This is a genomic window from Burkholderia sp. Ac-20384, from assembly GCF_017104605.1.
GTDB classification, from domain to species: domain Bacteria; phylum Pseudomonadota; class Gammaproteobacteria; order Burkholderiales; family Burkholderiaceae; genus Burkholderia; species Burkholderia lata.
Map to the genome: position 1 here is coordinate 1 of NZ_JAAGPE010000299.1, position 10,967 is coordinate 10,967.

Sequence of the window (10,967 nt, forward strand, 5' to 3'; positions counted from 1 at the left end):
TGGCGGCGAGGCCGCGCGCGACGGGCAGCAGCCGGCTCATGGGCGGCCTCCGCACATACGGCGCGCGAACTCGCGACCGGCGGCCGGGCGGCAGCGGACGGACGGGCGAACCGGAACGGAGCGGAAGGACGGGCGCGGCATGACTGGCGACATCGGGCGGATCGTGGCCGGACGCGGTGGTCGGGCCGTCAAACATCATATGAATGGCGGCCGGGACGCGGGTCCGGGCCGGTGGTCGGGCACGCTCATTTTAGGGCCCCGGCACCGCGTGTTCGGGGCGGGCGCGAACGGGTTTTGTAACCGATTGTATGGCGCCGGACGAACGGTTTCTCGGGGTCGGTCCATTTCCATCCAAAGCGGCTCAAGCGTCTCGTGCATTCGGGTCCCGAAACCGGCCGCGGCGCGGGCTCGCCAGTCTGTAACCATTGGCGGTATACGGCCCGATACCCCTTCGTCTAGAATCCGCGTAACTTTTACAAACGATCCCCAAATAACGCAGGCGGGGACGCCGGCAGACGCCGAAGGGACGGAGATTCGCACGCGCCGGGCGTGCATGGCGATTGCCGTTTCCGGGCGCCTTCCGCTGCCACGGGCCGCCTGCCCGCACGCATGATGAACGCACTGGAACAAGAGCTCGCCACGCTGATCATCGGCGAACTGAATCTCGAAGACGTCCCGCTCGAAACAGTGACGGCCGAGACCCCGCTGTATGGCGAGGGTTTCGGGCTCGACTCCATCGACATCCTGGAAATTGCCCTGCTGATCTCGAAGAAATACGGCTTCGAGCTGCGTTCGGACAATCCGGACAACCAGAAGATTTTTGCGACGCTCGGTGCGCTGGCTGCGTACGTCGCCGCGCACCGCACGAAGTGACGGCGTCGCGCACGGGCGCGGCGCGCAGGTGATGACGGCAGGCGGCCGCGATCGGCAGACGATACGCGGCCGCGTCGATCGAGGTAGAACGCGATGAACGGAGCAATTCGATGCGGGCGCTCGTGACGGGCGGCAGCGGCGCACTCGGGCAGGCGATCTGCACGGCGCTCGCGCAGGCCGGCCATGAAGTGTGGGTGCATGCGAACCGCCATGTCGCGCAGGCGGAGGCGGTCGCGCAGCAGCTCGTCGCGGCCGGCGGCGCCGCGCACGCGATCGCGTTCGACGTGACCGATGCCGATGCGACGCTCGCCGCGCTGCAGCCGTTCATCGACGATGCGCCGGTGCAGATCCTCGTTAACAACGCGGGCATTCACGACGATGCGCCGATGGCCGGCATGTCGCGCCGGCAGTGGCACAGCGTGCTCGACGTGACGCTCAACGGTTTCTTCAACGTCACGCAGCCGCTGCTGCTGCCGATGATCCGCACGCGGCGCGGTCGGATCGTCAACATCGCGTCGGTGGCCGGCGTGACCGGCAATCGCGGGCAGGTCAACTACGCAGCCGCGAAGGCGGGGCTGATCGGCGCGACGAAGTCGCTGTCGCTGGAGCTCGCGTCGCGCGGCATCACCGTGAACGCGGTCGCGCCCGGCATCATCGAATCGCCGATGGCCGAACAGGCGTTTCCCGCGGAACGCATCAAGCAGCTCGTGCCCGCGCAGCGCGCGGGCCGGCCCGACGAAGTCGCGGCGATGGTCGCGTACCTGGTATCCGACGCCGCGGCCTATGTGACGGGGCAGGTGCTGTCCGTCAACGGCGGGCTCGCATGACGAAGCGCGCAGCGTCGGCGTGACGTAACGCAACGCGGCGCAGGCCGCGATGGTGCGCGGCCTGCGCCGCATAGTGAGGAAATCGAAGTGTCCGTGCATCCAGTCGACGCCGAACGGCGCCCGTGTTCCCTGTCGTCCTCCGCCGAGCCGGTCGTGCGCGGACGGACGACGGCCGGGCCGGCCGCATCGCGATCGGGCGAATCGCTCGCGCGCGGCGACGACCGCGTACTGCGGCTCGTCCGGATGAGCCATGCGCGGCTTGCCGCGTTGCTGGACGATGCGCGTGGTCGTGGCGACGGATTCGAGCGCGCGTTTCCGGGCGCATTGGGTGCGGTGTGCATCGGCGCGGCCGGCCTTCAGGACGAATCGCACGCGGACGCGGCGGCACGGATGCTGGCCGAGGTCGTGCCCGGCCTGCCGATCGCGCCGGTGCCGATGGCGCTGCTCGGTGCCGGCATCGCGCCGGACGACGCCGTCTGCGAAATCTGGCAATGCGATGCGTACGACCTGCGCAGCGAACGGCGCGGCGCGCTGCACTATCGGTACAGCGAAACGGCGGGCCTCGTGTTCGGCAGCATCGTCGTGCACGAGACGAGCGAAACGTACGACAAGCATGACGAAACGCCCGACGGCGGCACACCGCTCGAACGCGCGACGCACGACGCGTACCGCGCCCTGTTCGACGTGCTCGATTCGCTCGGCATGCCGCATCCGCTGCGCATCTGGAATACCGTGCCGGCGATCAACGCGGTGCAGTTCGGGATCGAGCGCTATCGTCAGTTCAATATCGGCCGCCAGCACGCGTTCGACACGTGCCGCCGCGCGCTGACGGGCGGCGTGCCGGCCGCATGTGCGCTCGGTTCGGTCGTGCCGGTCGCGGGCGATGCATCGCCGGCCGCGCCGCTCGCGATCCACTTCCTCGCGAGCCGTACGCCGGCCGATCCGGTCGAGAACCCGCGCCAGGTCAGCGCGTATCACTATCCGGCGGAGTACGGCCCGCGTGCGCCGACGTTCGCGCGCGCAGCCGCATGGTCGCAACGCGATGCCGCGCCGGTGCTGTTCGTGTCGGGCACCGCGAGCATCGTCGGGCACCGCACCGTGCATCACGGCGACGTCGTCGCGCAAACGCGCGAGACGGTCGCGAACCTCGCGGCCGTGCTCGAGCAGGCCGCGTGCCAGGGGCATGGCCCGTTCTCGCTCGCCGACCTGAGCTATCGCGTCTACGTGCGCGATGCCGGCGATGCCGACGCACTGGCTGCGATCGAGCGCGTGTTGCGCGAGGCGGTCGGCCCCGGCGTGCGTCCGCTCGTCGTTCATGCGGACGTGTGCCGCGGCGACCTGCTGGTCGAGATCGAGGCCAGCGCGGGTCATGAGGAGGCGTGGCTGTCATGAAGCGGGAAAACCTCACGATCGAGCAACCGGCCCCGCACGCGGGCGACGTCGACGAAGCCTGCCGGCGTTCGCCGGCAAGTCATAAACTTTTGTCAGGATCCCCGTCTTCGCAATCGGCCGTTTCCATGTCCAAGCTGCACGCCTCGTCCACCCATCTCGTCCTGATTCCGAGCTACAACCCGGGCGCCAAGGTCGACACGACCGTGCGCAATGCCCGTGCGCAGTGGAATCCGGTGTGGGTCGTCGTCGACGGCAGCACCGACGGCAGCGCCGAACGGCTGCAGGCGATGGCCGAGCGCGACCCGGGCTTGCGCGTGATCGTGCTGCCGGAGAATCGCGGCAAGGGCGCCGCGGTGCTCGCCGGGCTCGACGCGGCGGCCGCGAGCGGCTTCACGCATGTGTTGACGATGGACTCCGACGGCCAGCATCCGGCCGACCTGATTCCCGCGTTCATGGGCACGTCGCAGGCCGCGCCCGACGCGATGGTGCTGGGCGTGCCGAAGTTCGACGCGAGCGCGCCGCAGTTGCGCGTGCAGGGCCGCCGGCTGTCGAACGCATGGGCCGACCTCGAGACGCTGTGGGCCGGGATCGGCGATTCGCTGTACGGGTTTCGCGTGTATCCGGTCGCGCCGCTGGCCGCGATCATGCGCCGCCAGCCGTGGATGCGCGGCTTCGACTTCGATCCCGAGGCGGCCGTACGGCTGTGCTGGGCCGGCGTGCGGCCGATCCGCATCGATGCGCCGGTGCGCTATTTCGGCCGGCATGAGGGCGGTGTCTCGCACTTCCATTACGGCCGCGACAACGCGCTGCTCGCGTGGATGCACCTGCGCCTGTTCACCGGCTTCGCGGTGCGGCTGCCGATGCTGGTCGCGCGGCGGCTCACGCGGCGCCACGACCAGACCGCCTGAACGGGCCCGCCTTCCGTTCCGATCGTCGCCCGGTTGCGGCGATTGCGCTGCTTTTCGTCGTCAATCCCTCGATGGCGTGCCGCTTCGTTCCAATCCGACCAGTAATGAACGTGTCATCGGATGTAAACATCTGGTAATTTTCTGCCGGATTATGCAAAATCGCCGCTCCCAAATACAACTATCGAGGGATTCCGGGATGCAACTCAAGAAAGCGGTGGCAGCGTGTGGTGTGGCGTTTCTGTTGAGCGCGTGCGGCGGGGTACAGAGCCTTGACGCGAACAGCCTGACGTCGGCGGGGACCAGCCTGTACAAGGCCGCGACGCTGTCGGATGCCGACATCGCCGCACTGTCGAACGACTCGTGCAAGTCGAGCGACGCCGAATCGAAGATCGCGCCGGCAAACAGCGCGTACGCGAAGCGCCTGACGAAAGTGATGAAGGGCTTCGGCGACATGACGCTGAACGGCCAGAAGATCAACTACAAGGTCTACATGACCAAGGACGTCAACGCGTGGGCGATGGGCAACGGCTGCGTGCGCGTGTACAGCGGCCTGATGGACCAGATGAACGACGACGAGCTGCGCGGCGTGATCGGCCATGAAATGGGCCACGTTGCACTGGGTCACTCGAAGAAGGCGATGCAGACGGCTTACGCGGTCAGCGCGGCGCGCACCGCGGCCGGCGCGGCATCGCCGGGCGTGGCAGCACTGTCGAGCTCGCAGCTCGGCGACATCACCGAGAAGTTCATCAACGCGCAGTTCTCGCAGACGCAGGAAAGCGCGGCCGACGACTACTCGTTCGACCTGATGAAGCAGAAGGGCATGAACCAGAAGGGCCTCGTCACCGCCTTCCAGAAGCTTGCGAAACTCGACGGCGGCCAGAGCTCGATGATGAGCTCGCACCCGTCGTCGGCGAGCCGTGCTCAGCACATCGAAGATCGCATCGCGAAGGGCAGCTGATCGCGCAGCCGAGCGCCTGCCGTAGCGGGCGATCAAGCGGCGAAATGAAAAACCCCACGCTCTTCCGGGCGTGGGGTTTTGTTTTTGGGGCGCGCGTCGCTTACGGCACCATGCCCGGCAGCACGTACGCCTGCGCGAGCGTGATCAACCCGACGATCACTGCGAACAGCAGGCTGTGCCGCACCGTGAAGCGGAACAGCTCCGACTCCTTGCCGACGAGGCCCGTCGCCGCGCAGGCGACCGCGATCGATTGCGGCGAGATCATCTTCGCGGTCACGCCGCCCGTCGTGTTCGCGGCTACCGCGAGCGTCTCGGGCACGCCGAGCTGATGGGCCGTGGCCTGCTGCAGCGAGCAGAACAGCGCGTTCGACGACGTGTCCGAGCCCGTCAGGAACACGCCGAGCCAGCCGAGGAACGGCGAGAAGAACGGGAACGCGGCGCCGGTCGCGGCCAGCATCAGCGCGAGCGTCGACGACATCCCCGAATAGTTCGCGACGAACGCGAACGCGAGCACGAGGCCGATCGACAGGATCGGGCGCGTCAGCTCCTTCAGCGTCTCGCCGAACGTGACGAGCGCGTCGCGCGGCTTCATCCGCAGCAGCGCCATCGAGATCAGCGCGGTCACGAGGATCGCGCTGCCCACCGCCGACACGAGATCGATCTTCAGCACCGCGTCGAGCGCCTTCGGCGTCGCGGCGATCGGCGCGGTCTTCACGACGAGCTGGTCGAGCCCCGCCACATGGAACTTCAATACGGTCGACGCGAGTGCACCGTGAGCAGCGAACAGCGCCTTGAACGGCGCGACGCTCCACACGGTGACGACGGCCGTCAGGATCAGGAACGGCGACCACGCGCGCACGGTTTGCGCGAGCGTGTACGGCGACGCCTGCCGGCGCGTGCCGGTGCCGAAGCCGTTGCCCGAACCCGCGCCGCCGAAGCCCGCGAGCGCGGCGCTGCCGCCCGACGCAACGAGGCCGCCGGCCGTCTGCTTCGCGGTGCGCGGCTGCCAGACTTTCAGGAACGCGGCGAGCGCGACGAGGCTGACGAGCGACGACGTGATGTCCGGCAGCTCGGGCCCGATGTGGTTCGACGTGAAGTACTGCGTCACCGCGAAGCTGCCGCCCGCCACGAGCGCGGCCGGCCAGGTCTGCCGCACGCCGCGCAGCCCGTCCATCATGAACACGAGCCAGAACGGCACCGCGAGCGACAGCAGCGGCAACTGGCGGCCGGCCATCGCGCCGATATGGAACGGGTCGATGCCCGTCACCTGCCCGGCGACGATGATCGGGATACCCATCGCACCGAACGCGACCGGCGCGGTGTTTGCAATCAGACACAGTCCCGCCGCGTGCAGCGGCTTGAAGCCGAGGCCGACGAGCAGCGCGGCCGTGATCGCGACGGGCGCGCCGAAACCGGCCGCGCCTTCGAGGAACGCGCCGAACGAGAAGCCGATCAGCAGCATCTGCAGGCGCTGGTCGTCGGTGATCGACAGCACGGACGCGCGAATGATGTCGAACTGGCCGGTCTTCACGACGATCTTGTACAGGAACACGGCCGCGACGATGATCCACGCGATCGGCCACAGGCCGTACGCGAAGCCGAAGCCGGCCGCCGCGAGCGCCTGCGGCACGGGCATCCCGTACGCGAGGATCGCGACGCCGAGCGACAGCAGCAGCGTGATCGCCGCCGCGACGTGGCCCTTGAGCCGCAGCGCGGCCAGCGCGACGAAAAAGAAAATGATCGGGATTGCGGCGACGAACGCCGACAGCCCGAGGCTGCCGAGCGGGGTGTAGATCTGATGCCAGGCCTGCATGGATGTCTCCTCCATAGGTTTTTGTCGGTACGGCTTGAAAAACGAAACGGCTATTCGGGCTGGCCGCGTGCGCGCAGCAGGTCGGACAGGCTGCGCGGCGCCGGTTCGAGCGGCGTGCGGTGCTGCGTCCAGCCCATCTGTTTCGCGGGCGTCAGCGCACGCAGCCGTGTTGCGGTCCAGCGGAACGCGCGGTACGCGCGCGGATGGGCGAACGCGCCCGACCAGAAGCGCCACACGAGGTCTTCCGCGCGGTTGTAGTTCGCGCCCTGGCCGCGCAGCGGATGCGCGACGGGTTCGTCGGGCTTGCGGTTCGCTTCGGTGCGCAGCCGCACGAGCAGTTGCGGGATCGGGATCCGCACCGGGCACACCTCGCCGCAGGCGCCGCACAGCGTCGATGCGGTCGGCAGGTCGGCCGTCGCGTCGAGGCCGAGCAGGTGCGGCGAGATGATCTTGCCGATCGGGCCCGGGTAGGTCGTGCCGTATGCGTGGCCGCCGATGCGCGTATAGACGGGGCAGTGGTTCATGCACGCGCCGCAGCGGATGCACTGCAGCGTCGCGCGCAGCTGTTCGTCCGCGTAGGCCTGCGTGCGGCCGTTGTCGAGCAGCACGAGATGCAGCTCGCGCGGGCCGTCGCGTTCGCCGTCGCGGCGCGGGCCGGAGATCAGGTTGAAGTAGGTCGTGATCGCCTGGCCGGTGGCCGAGCGCGTGAGCAGGCTCGACAGCGGCACGATGTGCTCGAGCTTCTCGACGACTTTCTCGATTCCCATGATCGCCACGTGCGTGTCGGGCACCGTCGTCGACAGGCGACCGTTGCCTTCGTTTTCGACCAGCCACAGCGTGCCCGTGTCGGCGGCCGCGAAGTTCACGCCCGACAGGCCGATGTCCGCCTCGGCGAACGCGCGGCGCAGCGCGCGCCGGCCGGTCTGGATCAGCTCGTCGACGTCCTCCGTGTAGCGCGTGCCGGGGATGTGTTCCTCGAACAGCTCGGCGATGTCGCCGCGCGTCTTGTGGATCGCCGGCATCACGATATGCGACGGCTTCTCGCCAGCGAGCTGCACGATGAATTCGCCCATGTCGGATTCGATGCAGTCGACGCCGTGCTCCGCGAGGTAATGGTTCAGCTCGATTTCCTCGCTCGCCATCGACTTGCCCTTGATCACGCGGCGCGCCTTCTTCGCCTGCGCGATGCCGAGCACGATCGCGTTCGCGTCGGCCGCCGTCTCGGCCCAGTGCACGTGCACGCCGGCTTCGGTGAGCTTCGTCTCGAGCCGTTCGAGCAGCGCGGGCAACTGCGCGAGCGCATGCTGCCGCACCGCTTCGCCGAGGTCGCGCAGCTGCTGCAATTCGGTGTCGTCGGGGAATTGCGATGAACGCTTGCCTTGCAGGAAGTCCATCGCGCCACGAAAGCTCTTGCGCAGCGCGGGATCGTCGAGCGCGGCGCGCGCGCGGGTCTTGAAGTCGCCGGGGGCGACGAATTGCACGGTGTGGTCGCTCATCGCGGGAAGTCCTCGCTGGCGGTGGCGGCCGGGCGGGCGGCTGCCGTATCGGTGACGATCACGACCCACAGGCGGCGAGGGCCGTGTGCGCCATACGCGAGCGTCTGCTGGATGTCGGAGGTCTTCGACGGGCCCGATACCAGCACGAGGTTGGTCGGCATGCCGGCGTGCCAGCGCTCCGCGTGCACGGCCGCGTGCAGGTCCGGATGCAGCGTGCTCGCATGAACGAGCGCGACATGCAGCGGCGGCACCAGCGACACCGTGCGCGGCGTGCCTGCATCGGGTGCGAGCACGACGGTGCCGGTGGCCGCGATGCCCGAGCGCGCAACGGTGAAGCCCGCGTCGATCGTGTCGAACAGTTCGGCCTTCCACGCGTCGATCGGCCGGTCGAACGGCACGGGCGCGACCGTATCGGGCAGCGCGCGGGCGAGCGCCGCGGATTCGGCGCGGGCCGGGTCGAGCAGCAGACGGCGCACGCCGGCATCGGCGAGTTGCGCAGCGAGTTGCGCGGGCCAATCGTCGCCGGTCGCGCACCAGACCTCCGCATGCGACGCGGTGAGCGCGGCCTGCATCGTGTGGGCAAGCGTGTGCGGATCGTGCGCAGCCTCGTTCTGCGCGCGGCGCGTGTCGTAATGCGAGTCGATGCGCGCGTCGAGCGCGGGGGCGGCCGCTGCCGCGACACCCGGGGCGGCGGCGCGCAGCCGCTGAAGGATTGCGTCGCGCGCGCTCATTGCTTGTCCCCGCGCAGCGATGCGGCGCCGGCCGTGCGGCGCCACAGGAAACTGGCGAGGTGCTCGACCGGCAGCGGCGCGCCGGCCTTGTCGGCCGCGTGGCCGATGTTCAGCAGGCAGCCGCAATCGGCAGACACGAGCCGGTCGCAGCCCGTCGCGCAGGCCGACGCGACCTTGTCGCGCACCATCGCGCCCGAGATGTCCGGATGTTTCAGCGAGAACGTGCCGCCGAAGCCGCAACATTCGGATTCACGCTCGTGTTCGATGCGTGTCACGCCCGGCAGTGCGTCGACGAGGGCGACGCCGTGGCCACGGGTACCCATCTCGCGGCGAGCCGCGCACGACGTGTGCAGCACCACGCGCTCGTCGGCGCCGGCCGGCGCGGCGAGCGCATCGAGCGCATTGAGCCGCACGTCGAGCACGTGCACGAGGAATTCGGTGAGTTCGTAGGTTCGTTCCGCAATCGCACGGGCCTTGGGGCCGTGGACGGGATCGTCGGCGAATAGCGCTGGCCAATGGTGCCGGATCATTCCGCCGCACGAGCCGGACGGCACGATCACGGGCCACGGTTGCGCGAACAGGTCGAGCTGCGCGGCCGCGACGCGGCGCGCTTCGTCGGGATTGCCGCTGCTGTAGGCCGGCTGCCCGCAGCAGCTCTGGCCGCGCGGATAGTGGACGGTCAGGCTTTCGCGTTCCAGCAGGCGGACCGCGTCGAGCCCGGCTTCAGGGACGAACAGGTCGACCAGGCAGGTCGCGAACAGGTAGACGTTCGCGGGGACGGCGGCGGCGGGGTACTGCCTTTCGTTCATGTCTCGCTCCAGAGGCGACGGCCCGGCATGCGGATGCGGGACGACGATTTCGCTGCATAATTCCCGCGACGGCGCCGCAGCTCAAATTGGTTGGGCCAATCGGCGCGGCACGCATTCCGCAGGGAGACGCGACGATGGCAGCGATGACGGCCCGGGGCCGGACCGAAGTGGTGATGCGCAAGATCGAGACGGCGCTGCTCGACGGCACCTGGCCGGCTGGCGCGCGTCTGCCGGCCGAGCGCGTACTTGCGCAGGAATACGGCGTCGCGCGCAATACGGTGCGCGAGGCGACCCAGCGGCTCGTCGCGCGCGGGCTGCTGCAGAGCCGGCGCGGCGCGGGCGTTTACGTGACCGACCAGTTGCGTGCCGGTATCGCGTCACCGTGGGGCCAGCTGGTTGCCGATCATCCGGCGCTGCGCGACGACATCCTCGAGTTCCGCCGCGTGCTCGAAGGCGCGACCGCCTATTTCGCCGCGCTGCGCGCCGATACGAACGACCGGCGCCGGATCCGCACGCTGCTGCGCGAGCTCGAAACCGCGCACGCGAACGGCGCCGCGGCCGTCGAAGCCGCGACCGACGCGAAGCTGCACGAGGCGATCGCGCTCGCGTCGCACAACACGATGTTCCTGCACCTGCATACGAGCGTGATCGGGATGCTGCGCGAACACATCTCGATCAACGTGGCGGGCATGACGACGCACGACGAGCAGGCGTCCGAGCTGCTGTTGCTGCAGCACCGCGTCGTGTGCGAAGCGATCTGTGCACAACGTCCCGAAGAGGCACGCACCGCGATGCAGACGCACATCGACTACGTGCGCAGCCATTTCGAGCGCAGCGGCGACGGAGCCTGAGATTGGTCGGACCGCTTCGGCGCGTGGCCCGTGCGGCGGGCACCTCCGGTGCGGCGAGGCGTCGATGCCCGGCAGGCGGGTGCCTGTCCGCGGTCCGAAGCCATCGGCGCTGCCCCGCGCGATTGACCGGTTCATCGGGCGCCCTCTAGAATCGGCCGGAACCGTGCGCCAGCCGCGCGTCGCGGCGCATGCGGGCCCTTTGTTCCGCCAGTCGAGGAAGTTTCCGTGTTCACCTCTTTGATCCGGCGCGCATCGGCCGCGCTGTCGTGGCGCGCCGCATGCCGCCCGGCCCGCGCGCTGGCCGCCGGC

Annotated in this window: 10 protein-coding genes; 6 read left to right on the top strand and 4 right to left on the bottom strand. The window is 69.1% G+C overall.

Annotated features, from left to right (window positions below; translation table 11 throughout):
- The first annotated feature begins 612 nt into the window (after positions 1-612).
- The 5 genes from G3O00_RS34575 (at position 613) to G3O00_RS34595 (ending at position 4,958) form a co-directional block, all read left to right on the top strand.
- The gene (locus tag G3O00_RS34575; RefSeq protein ID WP_043187455.1) at positions 613-873 is read left to right on the top strand and encodes a phosphopantetheine-binding protein; all 261 of its coding nucleotides are present in this window, start codon (positions 613-615) and stop codon (positions 871-873) included.
- 110 nt (positions 874-983) lie between these two features.
- Positions 984-1,700: a 3-oxoacyl-ACP reductase FabG gene (fabG, locus tag G3O00_RS34580; RefSeq protein ID WP_206145661.1), complete on the top strand. Its 717-nt coding sequence runs from the start codon at positions 984-986 to the stop codon at positions 1,698-1,700.
- Positions 1,701-1,787: 87 nt separating this feature from the next.
- Positions 1,788-3,092 (top strand): endoribonuclease L-PSP, encoded by a 1,305-nt coding sequence (locus tag G3O00_RS34585; RefSeq protein WP_206145662.1) that lies wholly within the window; start codon positions 1,788-1,790, stop codon positions 3,090-3,092.
- Positions 3,093-3,217: 125 nt separating this feature from the next.
- Positions 3,218-4,000 carry a glycosyltransferase family 2 protein gene (locus G3O00_RS34590; RefSeq protein WP_174930725.1) on the top strand — a complete coding sequence of 261 codons (783 nt, stop codon included), beginning with the start codon at positions 3,218-3,220 and terminating at the stop codon, positions 3,998-4,000.
- Between the two features lie 196 nt (positions 4,001-4,196).
- Positions 4,197-4,958: a M48 family metalloprotease gene (locus G3O00_RS34595; protein WP_011353189.1), complete on the top strand. Its 762-nt coding sequence runs from the start codon at positions 4,197-4,199 to the stop codon at positions 4,956-4,958.
- A 100-nt stretch (positions 4,959-5,058) separates the two neighbouring features.
- Here the strand turns inward: G3O00_RS34595 and G3O00_RS34600 are convergent, their stop codons facing one another.
- The 4 genes from G3O00_RS34600 to G3O00_RS34615 are packed head-to-tail and all read right to left on the bottom strand — an operon-like array spanning position 5,059 to position 9,807.
- The gene (locus G3O00_RS34600; RefSeq protein WP_206145663.1) at positions 5,059-6,771 is read right to left on the bottom strand and encodes a lactate permease LctP family transporter; all 1,713 of its coding nucleotides are present in this window, start codon (positions 6,769-6,771) and stop codon (positions 5,059-5,061) included.
- A 50-nt stretch (positions 6,772-6,821) separates the two neighbouring features.
- Positions 6,822-8,267 carry a LutB/LldF family L-lactate oxidation iron-sulfur protein gene (locus G3O00_RS34605; RefSeq protein WP_206145664.1) on the bottom strand — a complete coding sequence of 482 codons (1,446 nt, stop codon included), beginning with the start codon at positions 8,265-8,267 and terminating at the stop codon, positions 6,822-6,824.
- Positions 8,264-8,998 (bottom strand): lactate utilization protein C, encoded by a 735-nt coding sequence (locus G3O00_RS34610; protein WP_206145665.1) that lies wholly within the window; start codon positions 8,996-8,998, stop codon positions 8,264-8,266. Before G3O00_RS34610 ends, G3O00_RS34605 begins: the two co-directional genes overlap by 4 nt.
- Positions 8,995-9,807: a (Fe-S)-binding protein gene (locus G3O00_RS34615; RefSeq protein WP_206145666.1), complete on the bottom strand. Its 813-nt coding sequence runs from the start codon at positions 9,805-9,807 to the stop codon at positions 8,995-8,997. The genes G3O00_RS34610 and G3O00_RS34615 overlap by 4 nt, the downstream gene beginning before the upstream one ends.
- Before the next feature lie 134 nt (positions 9,808-9,941).
- On the opposite strand from G3O00_RS34615, the gene G3O00_RS34620 reads away from it, so the two are divergent.
- Entirely contained in the window at positions 9,942-10,658 is a 717-nt protein-coding gene (locus G3O00_RS34620) for a FadR/GntR family transcriptional regulator (RefSeq protein WP_011353184.1), read from the top strand.
- Positions 10,659-10,967 lie beyond the last annotated feature (309 nt).